Consider the following 13492-nt stretch of genomic DNA (forward strand, 5'->3'; position numbering starts at 1 on the left):
CCACCCCCCAGGCCATGCACTCGACAGGGGGACCCAGTCATGCCAGCTCCAGAGGCCGGGAGCCCCATTGCGGGGCCACGAAGAAGGTAATGGGGTGAGCGCTGCCGTCGACGTCGCCGCAGTCATCCACCCGCGGTGGGAGCCGTCGTCGCCGTCATCGTCATCGTTCTCCGCCGTGGGACGTCCTTCGCCGCAGTCGTCTTCCTGCCGTGGGAGGCCCTTCGCCCCGGTCGTCTCACCGCCGTGGGAGGCCCTTCGCCCCGGTCGTCTCACCGCCGTGGGGGCCCTTCGCCGCAGTCGTCTCACCGCCGTGGAGGCGTCGCCGCCGCCCGGTGGCCCGCCGCCCCCAAATCACGGAGGGCTCGGCGGCGGCTCACGTTCTCACGCGGGCGGGAGGCAGTTGGCCCCGTTCTCCTTGGAGCCGGGGATACCGGAGTGCCGTCCGGTCAGTCCTCGGCGTTCAGCAGCGGACGGAGCTGTTTGGGGAGGAGGTCCTCGCACGACTGGCGGGACGAGGTCGTCAGCGCGTCGTCCACGCACGCGTAGTAGTCCCGGTACACGAGCTGGAATGTGAACGTCGCCGCCACGATCGCCAGCGCCAGCCCGCCCGTGACCAGTCCGCTGATGGCGGCCGTGGTCTGCGGCCGGGAGCTCTGCGGCGATCCGCCCCCCGCGCCCTGGCCGCCCGCCCCCGAGCGGTTGCTCGGTGCCGTGCTCGTACCGATGTCGTTCGGGTTCGCGCCCGCACCCCCGCGCGGACGGGCGGACCGGCCGCGAAGTGAGCTGATGCCCCAGTACATCGCGAGCGCGCCCAGCAGCAGGGCGATCTCCGGGAGGCTGAACAGCGCGAAGAAGAAGCCCCACATGCCGGCGAGCAGTGCGTAGCGGGCTCGGCGCTGCATCGGGTCGGTCGGGTCCCAGCGCAGTCCGGCGGGTCCGCCGGGGCCGCCGCCCTGACCACCGTTCGCCCGGCGGTCGCCGGGGCCTCCTCCGAAACTGCCGCTCTGGCGGCCCGGCTGCCGGCTGCTCCACTGGCTGCCCCACTGGGACTGCTTCCGGCCGTCGTCGCGGGCGCCGTCACCATCGTTGCCCGAGCCGTCCGAACTGTCAGTGTCTCCCGAACCATTCGAACCGTCCGGGCCTTGACCCTCGTCCGGACCCCGTGAGCCGCCCCGCTGTCCGCGCGGGCGCCACGCCTGCTCCGGCCGGCCCTCCGGCGGCGCGGCGAAGGGGTTGTCCTCGTCCTCGGGCGGCGGGGAGGCGGACGCCGACTTCCGCTCGCGCCGGAGCGCCGCAGCACCGGAGGCGTCCGCCGCGGTGTGCACGGGGAACGCGCTGGTTCCCCCCGTCGTGAAGGGGGCACCGGAGCGGGGGACGCGCAGCGCCAGGGTCGCCCCCGGCAGCGCGGCGGGGCCGAAGTCCCCCCGTCGCACATCGGAGGACGAGGCCGTGGGCAGCGTGAGGAAAGCCGCGCGGCGGCGTCGTTCCGGCATATGAGGTGTGTCTTCCCCTTGTGTCGTCATCCCGCTCATTCCGTGCCCGCCGGGACGGTTCGTGCCTCAGACGCTACCTCCCCCCGGTGGCCCCGTCCCGCGGGGGCCGCTCGGTGTGCCGGTATCGTTGCTGGCGGTCCGCGGCTTCGTAGGGTCTTCCGGTTACGGGAAAACCCTCGCTTGTACGACCCTACGACGGCGTCCTTCGACCCGGGCCCACAGGTCCCGTCAGTGCCCGTGAGAAAGAGCCCCGCTGTGTCCTCGCCCCGACAGCCCTCCACCCCGGCCCGCCTCGTCGTCCTCGTCTCCGGATCCGGGACGAATCTCCAGGCCCTTCTCGACGCCATCGACGCCGACCCGGCGGGCTACGGCGCGACGGTGGTGGCGGTCGGCGCCGATCGCGGGGGAATCACCGGCCTGGAGCGGGCCGAGCGCGCCGGGATTCCGACGTTCGTGTGCCGGGTGGGGGACCACGGCACGCGCGAGGAGTGGGACCTGGCCCTGGCCGAGGCCACGGCCGCGTACGAGCCGGACCTGGTCGTCTCGGCCGGTTTCATGAAGATCGTGGGCAAGGAGTTCCTCGCCCGGTTCGGTGGCCGGTTCGTCAACACCCACCCCGCCCTGCTGCCCAGCTTCCCCGGCGCCCACGGCGTGCGCGACGCCCTCGCGTACGGCGTGAAGGTGACCGGGTGCACCGTCCACTTCGTCGACGACGGCGTCGACACCGGCCCGATCATCGCCCAGGGCGTGATCGAGGTCCGGGACGAGGACGACGAAGGCGCTCTGCACGAGCGCATCAAGGAAACCGAGCGAGAGCTGCTCGTCGATGTCGTGGGGCGCCTGGCCCGTAACGGCTACCGCATTGAGGGACGAAAGGTAATGATCCCGTGACCGCCACCGCCACCGCCGAAGCTACGAAGCGCCCCATCCGCCGTGCGCTGGTCAGCGTCTACGACAAGACGGGACTCGAGGAGCTGGCCCGCGGGCTCCACGAGGCAGGGGTCGAGCTGGTCTCCACGGGCTCGACCGCCGCGAAGATCGCCGCCGCGGGGATCCCCGTCACCAAGGTCGAGGACCTGACCGGCTTCCCGGAGTGCCTGGACGGCCGGGTGAAGACCCTGCACCCGCGCGTGCACGCCGGGATCCTCGCCGATCTGCGTCTGGACTCCCACCGCGCGCAGCTCAACGACCTGGACATCACGCCGTTCGAGCTGGTCGTGGTGAACCTCTACCCGTTCCGGGAGACCGTCGCCTCGGGCGCCTCGCCGGACGAGTGTGTCGAGCAGATCGACATCGGCGGGCCGTCGATGGTCCGCGCCGCCGCCAAGAACCACCCCTCCGTCGCCGTCGTCACCAGCCCCGCGCGCTACGGCGACGTGCTCACCGCCGTACGCGAGGGCGGCTTCGACATGGCGACGCGCAAGCGGCTGGCCGCCGAGGCGTTCCAGCACACCGCGGCCTACGACGTGGCGGTCGCCTCCTGGTTCACCAGCTCCTACGCGCCGGAGCCCGAGTCGAGCGGTCTGCCCGAGTTCCTCGCCGGCGCCTGGGAGCGCAAGAGCGTGCTGCGCTACGGCGAGAACCCCCACCAGAGCGCCGCGCTCTACTCCGACGGCAACCCGGGCGGGCTCGCCGATGCGGAGCAGCTCCACGGCAAGGAGATGTCGTTCAACAACTACATCGACACCGAGGCCGCCCGCCGGGCCGCCTTCGACCACGACCGGCCCTGCGTCGCGATCATCAAGCATGCCAATCCGTGCGGGATCGCCGTCGCCGACGATGTCGCCGAGGCGCACCGCAACGCCCACGCGTGCGATCCGCTCTCCGCGTTCGGCGGTGTGATCGCCGTCAACCGGCCCGTGACGGTCGCGATGGCCGAGCAGGTCGCCGAGATCTTCACCGAAGTCATCGCCGCCCCCGGTTACGAGGACGGTGCCGTCGAGGTCCTGGCCCGCAAGAAGAACATCCGGGTGCTGCGCGTGGAGGGCTCGCCGCTGCGGTCGGGCGACCTGAAGCCGATCTCCGGTGGCGTCCTGCTGCAGCACACCGACACCCTCCAGGCCGAGGGAGACGACCCCGCCAACTGGACGCTCGCCAGCGGCGGTTCGCTGGACGAGGAGGGCTTGCGCGAGCTGGCGTTCGCCTGGCGCGCCTGCCGGGCCGTGAAGTCGAATGCGATCCTGCTCGCCAAGGGCGGCGCGACGGTGGGCGTGGGCATGGGGCAGGTCAACCGCGTGGACTCGGCCCGGCTCGCGGTCCAGCGCGCGGGCGAGGAGCGGGCGGCCGGCGCGTACGCAGCGTCCGATGCCTTCTTCCCGTTCCCCGACGGGCTGGAGGTGCTGCTGGAGGCGGGCGTCAAGGCCGTGGTCCAGCCCGGCGGTTCGGTGCGCGACGAGCAGGTGATCGAGGCGGCGAAGCGCGCCGGCGCGACGATGTACTTCACCGGAACGCGGCACTTCTTCCACTGACCGCCCCCCCGGCGAGGGCGGATCGCCCTCGGGGTGATGGCTCCGGCAGCCATACGGTCGGCCGGTCCTGTGCGCCACATGACTCCGGCCCCCGCGCGGCATGGCGCGGGGGCCGGAGTCTCCCCCCGTTTCCGGTGCGGCCAGCCAACCGCAGTCCCGGTCGAGGTGGAACCTCGGACCTCCGAGGGTCACTGCGCGGGTGTTCGGGGTGTGTACTGCTCGAGGTGGCGCTCGACGCGCGCGGCGTAGTCGCGGTACGCGGCGGGCACCCCGCCCGCCTCGTTCACCTTGCGGAACGAGGTGCGGTACGCGGCCGCGACCAGTACCTCGCGGTTGCCCTTCAGATCCGCGTCCAGCCGGGGCGCGATGACGCAGAGGTAGCGGCCCACGGCAGGGATCGAGACCTCGGGCGGGAAGGGCGGCTTCGGGTCGCCGGTCTCAGGGACCTGCGAGGGCGGGAGGTAGTACTTGAGCACGCGGGGCGTCCAGCGGGCGATGCCGTACTCGTCCTTCCCGGGGTCGGACAGATCCGGGTCGAAGTTGCTCTCCGCCTTCAGCAGGGCGGCGATCAGCGGCGGGGTCACCTCCGCCTGGGTGCAGGCGTGAGCGGCCTCGATGATGAGCTTGCGGTACGCAGTCGGCACGCCCGCGTCGGTCCGCAGCACCTCCCTGCCGTACGTGGCCGAGGTGGCCTTCTCGCTCGCGCCGTCACCGTTGGAGCCGCCGCCGTCGCCCAGCACCCCCAGCCCATAGCCCGCCCCCGCGACCGCCGCCGTGGCGGTCGCCGCGACGGCGAGCACCAGGCTCCGCGGGCGGCGGCCGCCCCGGCGCGGTCCGCGGACCAGGCGGCGCGGCAGCCGGGGCGAACGCCCCGTCCCCGCCAGTTTCCCGATCCGGCGCAGCAGGTCGTCGGAGGTGTGTGCCGCCCGCTCCTGGTGCGTACGGGCCAGGCAGTCGCCGATGATCTCCCGCCAGCCGTCCGGCAGTTCGGGGGAGAGGCGCAGATCCTCGGCTCCGCGCGCGTAGCGCACGGTGGCGTCGCGGCGGGCGGCCACCGTGGCTCCCGGCATCGGGAGGGTCCCGGCCAGCACCAGATGGGCCACGACTCCGAAGGCCCAGATGTCGGCGGTGGTACGGATCTGCTGGCCGCGCTCGCCGATGTCCGACCACAGCAGTTCGGGCGGGGTGTAGTCGGGTGTGGAGAAGGCGGGGGCGTAGGCGTGGGTGCCCTCGAGTTCGGCCGCGAGGTTGAAGTCGCCCAGCCGTACGGACCGTTCACCTGCTCCCGTGCCACGAAGCCCGCCGCCACCGTCGCCACCACCGCCACCGGCGGAGAGGCTGTCCCCGCGGGAGGGGACGCGACCGCCGGAGCCGCCGGGCATCAGCAGCACATTGCCCGGCTTGAGGTCGCCGTGCACCCAGCCCGCGCCGTGGAGCTGGGCCAGGCCCTCGCAGATCTGGGCGAGCAGCGCCGGGCCGTCGGGCAGCGGGCACTCACCGGACGCTGCGAGGAGGGCGTCGAGGGAGCACTCGGCACGTTCGAGTACGAGAACGGTCGCACCGTCAAGCCCCGGGTTCCCCGGGTCGTCGACGGTCAGCGCCTCGTACATACGGATCAGCCGCGGTCGGCGCAGCCTGCGGTGCAACTCCAGCTCGCGGTGGGCGAGATCCTCCAGATGACGGAGCTGGCGGGGCGTGCGCGTGCCGGTGGGGAGGAACTTGAGCGCCGCGGACTCGGGGAGGTCGGACGGGGCGTCCGCGCCCGGACTTCCGCGGCGCCGCGCGGCGTAGACGCTGCCGAACGCGCCGGAGGCCAGCGGTTCGCGCACCTCCCAGCAGCCGACCCGGTACCCCTTGGGCACCTGGACGGCGAACGACGTACCGCCGCCGCTGCCGCTCACCGCACCGGCCCGTCGATCACCTCGAGGTCGTCCTCACGCACCAGGTCGAAGCGGAGCGCGAGGGAGACCAGCGACTCCTTCTTCCCGTTCAACCGGGGCCCGGGGAGGGCGGATTCGGCCGGGGGCTTGAGACGCAGCTTGACGGCCAGATAGTCGATGTTCCACTGCACCGTGGTGCGGTTCACCGCGGGCCAGGCGGGTTTCAGCCGCTCCACGACCTGTTCGGTGGTGGGAAGCGGAGCGTGCGGTTCGCCCCGCAGCCTCGGCTCGCAGAGCGCGGCCAGCACGAGGAAGTAGCGCTTGGTGCGGTCCAGCGGGAAGGGGAGGGCGGTGGGTTCGCCGTCGGTGCTGCCGGTGGCCTCGAGGTAGTCGTGGCGCGGAGCCCATACGTCGAAGCCCACGAGGTCGCTTCCGGCGGGGATGACGACGCGGGAGAACTCGAAGGGGACCGGGGCCTCGAGCCGGCCGGGCCCGACCTTCATGTGCTCGCCCGCGCCCTCCGGGTTCTCGACCACGTACGTCTGGCGGCCGCTGAGGTTGGTCAGCGTCCAGAACGTGGCGCTGGCCGTGATCTCCCCGGCGAAGCGGGAGACCCCGGCATGACTCATCACCAGAAACGGCGGCCGGTCGGTGTGGTCCTCACCATTGCGCCCGAAGCGCAGGGTCTCGCCCGGCTCCAGCCGGATCTGGGAGCCGGGGCCGCGGGAACCGTCGGGCACCACGATGACGCTGAACACGTACGCTCCCCCTGATCAAGGATCGGCAGCGGTCAGCAGGCTAACGAGCGCCCGATCGCACCCGCAACGCGGCGCGAGGGGCGCACCCGTGGTCTTTCGGTGCGCCCCTCGCGTATGCCGGACGGCCGGTGGCCGGGTACGGGTGGCGCCGAACGCGGAACCCAACTCCGTTCTTCTGGCCGAGAGTTGCAGTCGCACGGACCGATCGGGCCGGGTCCTCGGCGGCCGGTGCCGGGAGGGCGCGTTCAGTACTGCGGCCGATTGAACCACTCGCCCGCCTGGCGAAGGCAGCAGAAGACGAGCGTGACGATCGCGGTGGCCGCCCACAGCAGCGCGATGGCCGGGTTGCCGTTGCCGGTCACGGCGAAGAGGAACGCCAGTACGGAGACCAGGGAGTTGAGCGACGCGGCGATGATCGCGGTGATCCGTGTGCCGGCGCGCCCCTTGCCGAACATCGAGGCGGGCGCGATGTGCAGCGCGGCCAGACCGCCGAAGAGGAGGAAGAGGACGATCCCGACCCCCGCCGCCACATCGCCGAAGTCCTCGGAGCCCGGGAAGTCGTCACCCATGTTCTGGGCGGTGACACCGAAGATGAGGACGATCACGGCCGTCAACGCCCAGATCCCACCGGCGACGAACAGCAGCACGCGCGCGGCGACGACCTGGCCCGGCATCGTGCCCGGAACGCCTGGGACTCCGCCCGGATATGCGGCGTACGGAGCGCCCTGGTGGGCCTGCGGGTAGGCGTAGCCGGGCGGCGACGTCTGCTGCTGCGGGTAGCCGTAAGGCTGCTCCTGGGGCTGACCGCCGTACGGTTGGCCGCCGTACGGCTGCCCCTGCTGCTGCCCGCCGTAAGGGTTGTTGGGGTCGGGATGGCTCACGGTTCCTCCGAGCGGATGGGCGGGGACGGCGCGGCGACCCACGGAGGTCGGATGGAACCGCGGCCCGTCCCCCCGTACAGCCGCGGTACCTTGCCGGGTCATGGTCGTCGGGAGCATCGGGGTTGTCCACCCGGATCCCCCGCGGCGGCCGAAGCACCGGTCACGGTGTTCCGGCCCCGCGTCACGGGATCCCGGTCCCGGTCCCGTCCCTGTCAGTGCACCTGATGTCCCGTCACTGGGTTCTGACGACGACCGACTTCACGATCTTGTCGGCGAAGGTCTGCTTCTTCTCGTCCCACAGCGGCCAAAGGAAGCCTATGTAGCAGGCCATCCCGTCCAGGGTGTGGCACAGGCGCCGTACGAAGGCCATGCCGAAGCCGAGGGGCTGCCCGTCGGCCTCGCGCAGCACACTGATCTTCATGGCCTTCTTGCCCGGAGTCCGGCCGGTCCTGCCCTCCTTGTAGACCAGCCAGAGGCTCGCGACGATGCTGAGCAGCGCACCGATGAGGATGAGCGCGATCGCGCCGCCGGACCCGTCGGCCGTGGACTGGACGGCGCTGTCGAGGCACGCCTGGTCGTCGGGGTCGCACTTCGAGGCGGAGTCCAGGCCGTCGCCGATGATCTGCGCGTATCCGGCGATCATGAGGATCATCGGAACGAGTCCGGTGATGAGGAAGTCGACGAGGGCGGCCCCGACCCGCGTGCCCCAGGCGGCGAAGGGCGGCATGCCCGCGGGAGCGCCCGGCAGGCCGTAACCGCTGCCGCCGCCGGGGTGGGCGGGGTAGCCCTGCTGCTGCGGGAAACCGGGCTGCTGCTGCGGGAAACCGGGCTGCTGCTGGGGGTAGCCGTAGGGCTGCCCCTGCTGCGGCTCGCCGTACGGGCTGCCGGGGCCGGGCGGGTAACTCATGTGCTCCTCCGAGCGATCAACGGTCGATGCGCACCGGAAGGAGACCCATGTGCCGCGGCGCCCCCCGATTGCGACAGCTCTATCCGGCCATGCTCATGACCTGTACGGCCGCTGTCGAGCCCGTGAGGGCGGTTTGTCCTGGCATGCGGTGGTCGGTGAGACCGGATTGGTACCCGGCCCGCCTCATCCGGGAGGATGGAGGCATGACCGCCAACATTCTCGATGGCAAGGCCACTGCCGCCGCGATCAAGTCGGAACTCGTCGCCCGCGTGCAGGCGCTCACGTCCCGCGGGGTCACACCTGGCCTCGGGACTCTGCTGGTCGGCGACGATCCGGGCAGCAAGTGGTACGTGGCGGGCAAGCACCGTGACTGCGCGCAGGTGGGCATCGCCTCCATCCAGCGCGAGCTGCCGGCCACCGCGGGCCAGGACGAGATCGAGGCGGTCGTACGGGAGCTCAACGCGGACCCGGCTTGCACGGGCTACATCGTCCAACTCCCGCTCCCCAAGGGGATCGAGGTCAACCGGGTGCTCGAGCTCATCGACCCGGCCAAGGACGCCGACGGCCTGCACCCGATGAACCTCGGGCGGCTGGTGCTGAACGAGCCGGCGCCGCTGCCCTGCACCCCGAACGGCATCGTCCAACTGCTGCGCCGCCACCAGGTGGAGATCAACGGCGCCCATGTCGTGGTGATCGGCCGCGGTGTCACCGTGGGCCGCTCCATCGGGCTGCTGCTGACCCGTAAGTCGGAGAACGCGACGGTGACGCTGTGCCACACCGGCACCCGCGACCTGTCCACGCAGCTCCGGCAGGCGGACATCATCGTGGCGGCCGCGGGCTCGCCGCACATCGTGAAGCCGGAGGACGTCAAGCAGGGCGCGGCCGTGCTGGACGTGGGCGTGAGCCGGGACGAGCACGGCAAGATCGTCGGCGATGTGCACCCGGGAGTCGCGGAGGTCGCGGCCTGGGTCGCGCCGAACCCCGGCGGTGTCGGCCCGATGACCCGGGCCCTGCTGCTGCAGAATGTCGTGGAGGCGGCGGAGCGCCGGGCCGCCCCGGCGTAACCACGTCGCGGGAACCGCCGCCGGATGTCCGTACGTCCCTGTGCTGTACGTGTCCTGTGCGCCGTCCCGTGCCCCGCGTCCTTTTCGTGCGGGCGTCTTGTTCGTGCGGGCGCCCTACGGGGGCGGGGCTCCGCCATGTGATGCACATCCGGACATCCAGGGGCCCGATCCCCGGGCGGACGGCGCTACCTTCGGAACCATGCCCTCGCCGGAAGGGAAGGGATTGAGCACCCATGGCTGCTGATGCGCGAGCGAACGGCGCACCCGGGGCGCCGCGCCCCGGACGTGGTCCGGCCGCGTCGACCCGTCCCGCCGAACCGGGCGGCGGGGAGGACCGTACGGATGCCTCGGCCGCTTCCGGCGCTTCCGTTGCGTCCGTCGCCTCGGTTGCGTCCGCCGCTTCGGGCACGGCACAGGGTGACGGCGCCCGCCTCGCGGAGCGCGACGGGCGCTCCGGCGGCGAGGAGGAGATGTCCCGGCCCGCCGGAAGCCGCAGGTTTCCTCGGATCACGCGGGACACCGCGCGGCCCGAGGGCGGGGGGCGAGCCGCCCCCGGCGACGCGCCGGCGCCGGCACGCCAGTGGCCGCTGCTCGCCGTGCTCGGCGGGACCGCGGCCGGACTGCTGGTCGTCGCCGCCGACGCCGCGCGCATCGGCACGCTCATCATCGGGCTGGTGCTGATCGCGGGTGCGGTGCTGCGCCGTGTCCTGCCGTCGGTCGGCATGCTGGCGGTGCGGTCGCGGTTCACGGACATGGTCACCTACGCCACGCTCGGTGTCGTGATCGTGCTGCTGGCGATGATGATCCAGCCCGATCCGTGGCTGGAGATGCCCTGGCTGCAGGATCTGATTCGCGCCGTGGTGCGCTGACACGCGCGGCGCCGCACGCACGGCGCCACTGACGCGGACCGCCGTCGACGCGTACGGTGCCTCCGATGTGTCCGGCGCTTCCGATGCGTACGGCGCGGCGCCCGCGACGGGGAGCGTCCGAAGGCAACGGCGCCCGCCCTCTCCCCCGGGTGAGGACGGGCGCCGTTGCGTTGGGAAGGGAGCGTCGCTGCCGCGCCCCCGTGGCGCGTCCCTTCCGCACATGAGGATCTTGTGTGCGGAAGGGCGGCTCAAGGCTCACACGGGCGCTGTGGCGCGGAGGTGACCGTTCTGCCGCGGTGCTGCGGCTGTGCAACAACCATCACCGGAATGTTTCGGCTGTCCCGTTCCTGTGGCGCGTCCGGTCCCGGACGTGGTGTTCCGGCCCACATCGCAACCATTGGCCTCGAGCTGACATCCTGTGCATGGGCATCCGGACCTGGGTGCCGTTTGGGCCCAGCGCGCCAGGACCACAGACCGATTCGGGGGGAACAGGGGGAGGCCACATGCCTCGTTGGAAGGAGCTGCCCGAGGAACTCGACCCACAGGTACGGGAGTTCACCAGTCAGCTTCGCAGGCTCGTCGACCGCAGCGGTCTGTCCGTCTCCGCGGTCGCGGACCGTACCGGCTACAGCAGGACCTCGTGGGAGCGTTACCTCAACGGCAGGCTTCTGCCGCCGCAGGGTGCGATCGTCGCGCTCGCGGACGTGACCGGCACGCACAGCGGTCACCTCACCACGATGTGGGAGCTGGCGGAGAGAGCCTGGAGCCGGTCGGAAATGCGGCACGACGTGACGATGGAGGCGATCCGCGTCTCCCAGGCCCGTGCCGCATTGGGGGAATTCGGCCCGCAGCCGCCGAAGTCCGCCAAGGGCCGGAGGGCGCGGAAGGCGCAGGCTCAGGCTCAGGCGGCGAGCGCCCCCGCCCGGCCCGCCCGGACCGCCGAGTCCCCGCAGCCCGCCCGGGCCGCGCAGGACGAGCAAGCTGCGCATGCCGAACAGGCCCCTGCGGCCGCCCCGGTGGCGCAGCCGTACGGCGCCGGCCACCCGGGCCCCGCCGGGCCCGTGAACTCCGCAGGCGCGGACGGCCGGAGCGGTCACGGCGGCGGGGGCGGACGGGGTACGCGAAGGCAGGGCGCGCGCCGCGTACCGATGTTCCTGGCCGGGATCGCGGGCGCGCTGGCCGTGGTCGCCGCCGGTGTGCTGCTGCTCGGCCTCAACAAGGACGATGGGAGCGAGGCCTCCGAGCCCCGTCCCTCACCGACCGCGTCGAAGACGCCCGACCTTCCGGCCGGGGTGAAGTGCGCCGGTGCGAAGTGTGCCGGTGCCGACCCGGAGGCCATGGGCTGCGGCGGTGAGTACGCCGAGACCGTCACCGACGCGACAGTTGGCACAGCGGTCGTCGAGGTGCGCTACAGCAAGGTGTGCGGCGCGGCTTGGGCCCGGATCACCAAGGCCGCACCGGGCGACGAGGTCACCGTCACGGCCGCTCGCAGGACCGAGAGCCGTACGGCGGACGCCGATCGGGACGCGTACACCGCGATGGTCGCCGCGAAGTCCCCGAAGGCGGTGAAGGCATGCGCCAGGACGCAGGCGGGCCCGAGCGGCTGCACGGGTGCCGACGGGGCCGGGACGGGGAACGGCACCGGGACGGGACAGCCAGACGCCGGGACCGCAACCGGGGGCGGAACCGACGCGGGTACGGGGACCGACGCCGGCACGGCCGCAGACAACTGAGCACCGGGCCGCCGGCTCCGCCCAGGTCCCGACGCCCTGTGCCACCCGGCCGCCCCGTACGCGCCCCACGCGGCGATCCGCGCCGGGGCCAATCGCCGTCCGTGTCCGGATGCGGCCGGAAACCAACCTACAAAGCGGCTGAAAATCTTATGCATGGCCCTGCGGATCGAGGGCAGGCGGAACAACACCCCCCCCACGGGTGCCGCGCACCCCGGCGGCCGCTCGCTCTCCCCCCCCCTCATCCCCGCGAGCGGCCGCCCAGCACGGGGCGATAGCCTGACGGCCGGAAGTCTCTCGATACCAAGAGATCCCTAGACGGCCAGGGACACCCACCGCCAGGCAAGCAAGCAGGAGATCGCCATGACCCGCACTCCCGTCAATGTCACCGTCACCGGCGCGGCCGGCCAGATCGGCTACGCGCTGCTGTTCCGCATCGCCTCCGGTCAGCTCCTCGGCGCCGACGTGCCGGTCAAGCTGCGGCTCCTCGAGATCCCGCAGGCGGTAAAGGCCGCCGAGGGCACCGCGATGGAGCTCGACGACTGCGCTTTCCCGCTGCTTCAGGGCATCGACATCTCCGATGACCCGAACGTGGCCTTCGACGGCGCAAACATCGCTCTGCTCGTCGGCGCGCGCCCGCGCACCAAGGGCATGGAGCGCGGCGACCTGCTCGAGGCCAACGGCGGCATCTTCAAGCCGCAGGGCAAGGCCATCAATGATCACGCCGCGGATGACGTCAAGGTTCTGGTCGTCGGCAACCCGGCGAACACCAACGCGCTGATCGCCCAGTCCGCAGCCCCGGACGTACCGGCCGAGCGGTTCACCGCGATGACCCGCCTCGACCACAACCGCGCGCTTTCCCAGCTGTCGAAGAAGACGGGCGTCCCGGTCTCGGAGATCCGCCGCCTCACCATCTGGGGCAACCACTCGGCGACCCAGTACCCGGACATCTTCCACGCCGAGGTCGCGGGCAAGAACGCCGCCGAGGTCGTGAACGACGAGAAGTGGCTCGCCGAGGACTTCATCCCGACCGTCGCCAAGCGCGGCGCCGCGATCATCGAGGCCCGTGGCGCCTCCTCGGCCGCCTCCGCGGCCAACGCCGCGATCGACCACGTCCACACCTGGGTCAACGGCACCGCCGAGGGCGACTGGACCTCCATGGGCATTCCGTCGGACGGCTCGTACGGCGTCCCGGAGGGGCTGATCTCCTCCTTCCCGGTCACCACCAAGGGCGGCTCGTACGAGATCGTCCAGGGCCTGGGGATCAATGAGTTCTCGCGTACCCGCATCGACGCCTCCGTCGCGGAGCTGGCGGAGGAGCGCGAGGCGGTCCGCGGTCTCGGCCTGATCTGAGCCCGCCGCGGTGCCCGCCCGCTGCATCCGCGAGTGGGTACCCGCCAGTGGGCACCGGCCGAAACCGCGAGTCGGCCACCGGGGACGCC

11 protein-coding genes are annotated in these 13492 nt (G+C 72.2%); 6 read left to right on the forward strand and 5 right to left on the reverse strand.

Annotated elements, in window-relative coordinates; all coding sequences use genetic code 11:
- Positions 1–446: 446 nt before the first annotated feature.
- A complete protein-coding gene (locus AB0M26_RS24950) occupies positions 447–1523 on the reverse strand; it encodes a hypothetical protein (protein ID WP_365264054.1) in 1077 nt (358 codons plus the stop codon).
- 225 nt (positions 1524–1748) lie between these two features.
- Here AB0M26_RS24950 and purN point away from each other — a divergent pair, with 225 nt between their 5' ends.
- Both purN and purH read left to right on the forward strand, forming a co-directional pair.
- Positions 1749–2384, forward strand: a complete 636-nt coding sequence (gene purN / locus AB0M26_RS24955) for a phosphoribosylglycinamide formyltransferase (protein ID WP_365264055.1) — start codon at positions 1749–1751, stop codon at positions 2382–2384.
- Entirely contained in the window at positions 2381–3961 is a 1581-nt protein-coding gene (purH, locus tag AB0M26_RS24960) for a bifunctional phosphoribosylaminoimidazolecarboxamide formyltransferase/IMP cyclohydrolase (RefSeq protein WP_365264056.1), read from the forward strand. Before purN ends, purH begins: the two co-directional genes overlap by 4 nt.
- A gap of 188 nt (positions 3962–4149) precedes the next feature.
- On the opposite strand, the gene AB0M26_RS24965 is transcribed toward purH, so the two are convergent.
- The 4 genes from AB0M26_RS24965 to AB0M26_RS24980 all read right to left on the reverse strand — a co-directional run bounded on the left by AB0M26_RS24965 (position 4150) and on the right by AB0M26_RS24980 (position 8387).
- Positions 4150–5862, reverse strand: coding sequence for a protein kinase (locus tag AB0M26_RS24965; protein WP_365264057.1), 1713 nt, complete (start codon positions 5860–5862; stop codon positions 4150–4152).
- Positions 5859–6599 carry an FHA domain-containing protein gene (locus AB0M26_RS24970; RefSeq protein WP_365264058.1) on the reverse strand — a complete coding sequence of 247 codons (741 nt, stop codon included), beginning with the start codon at positions 6597–6599 and terminating at the stop codon, positions 5859–5861. The genes AB0M26_RS24965 and AB0M26_RS24970 overlap by 4 nt, the downstream gene beginning before the upstream one ends.
- Before the next feature lie 245 nt (positions 6600–6844).
- Positions 6845–7480 (reverse strand): hypothetical protein, encoded by a 636-nt coding sequence (locus tag AB0M26_RS24975; protein WP_365264059.1) that lies wholly within the window; start codon positions 7478–7480, stop codon positions 6845–6847.
- Between the two features lie 232 nt (positions 7481–7712).
- Positions 7713–8387, reverse strand: a complete 675-nt coding sequence (locus tag AB0M26_RS24980; RefSeq protein ID WP_365264060.1) for an RDD family protein — start codon at positions 8385–8387, stop codon at positions 7713–7715.
- Positions 8388–8590: 203 nt separating this feature from the next.
- Here AB0M26_RS24980 and AB0M26_RS24985 point away from each other — a divergent pair, with 203 nt between their 5' ends.
- The 4 genes from AB0M26_RS24985 to AB0M26_RS25000 all read left to right on the forward strand — a co-directional run bounded on the left by AB0M26_RS24985 (position 8591) and on the right by AB0M26_RS25000 (position 13403).
- Complete coding sequence (locus tag AB0M26_RS24985) at positions 8591–9451, forward strand: bifunctional methylenetetrahydrofolate dehydrogenase/methenyltetrahydrofolate cyclohydrolase (RefSeq protein ID WP_365264062.1); 861 nt, start codon at positions 8591–8593, stop codon at positions 9449–9451.
- 233 nt (positions 9452–9684) lie between these two features.
- Positions 9685–10320: a DUF3017 domain-containing protein gene (locus AB0M26_RS24990; protein ID WP_365264064.1), complete on the forward strand. Its 636-nt coding sequence runs from the start codon at positions 9685–9687 to the stop codon at positions 10318–10320.
- Between the two features lie 503 nt (positions 10321–10823).
- Positions 10824–12053: a DUF2690 domain-containing protein gene (locus tag AB0M26_RS24995; RefSeq protein ID WP_365264065.1), complete on the forward strand. Its 1230-nt coding sequence runs from the start codon at positions 10824–10826 to the stop codon at positions 12051–12053.
- Positions 12054–12413: 360 nt separating this feature from the next.
- Positions 12414–13403, forward strand: a complete 990-nt coding sequence (locus AB0M26_RS25000) for a malate dehydrogenase (protein ID WP_365264066.1) — start codon at positions 12414–12416, stop codon at positions 13401–13403.
- The last annotated feature ends 89 nt before the right edge of the window (positions 13404–13492 follow it).

It is taken from the genome of Streptomyces sp. NPDC051776, from assembly GCF_040681345.1.
In the GTDB taxonomy this organism is placed as follows: domain Bacteria; phylum Actinomycetota; class Actinomycetes; order Streptomycetales; family Streptomycetaceae; genus Streptomyces.

Excerpts from the sequence above, each read along its gene's own strand:
- AB0M26_RS24980 (WP_365264060.1), bottom strand. The coding sequence starts at position 8,387 with ATGAGTTACCCGCCCGGCCCCGGCAGCCCGTACGGCGAGCCGCAGCAG.
- AB0M26_RS25000 (WP_365264066.1), top strand. The coding sequence starts at position 12,414 with ATGACCCGCACTCCCGTCAATGTCACCGTCACCGGCGCGGCCGGCCAG.
- AB0M26_RS24985 (WP_365264062.1), top strand. The coding sequence starts at position 8,591 with ATGACCGCCAACATTCTCGATGGCAAGGCCACTGCCGCCGCGATCAAG.
- AB0M26_RS24950 (WP_365264054.1), bottom strand. The coding sequence starts at position 1,523 with ATGACGACACAAGGGGAAGACACACCTCATATGCCGGAACGACGCCGC.
- AB0M26_RS24990 (WP_365264064.1), top strand. The coding sequence starts at position 9,685 with ATGGCTGCTGATGCGCGAGCGAACGGCGCACCCGGGGCGCCGCGCCCC.
- AB0M26_RS24995 (WP_365264065.1), top strand. The coding sequence starts at position 10,824 with ATGCCTCGTTGGAAGGAGCTGCCCGAGGAACTCGACCCACAGGTACGG.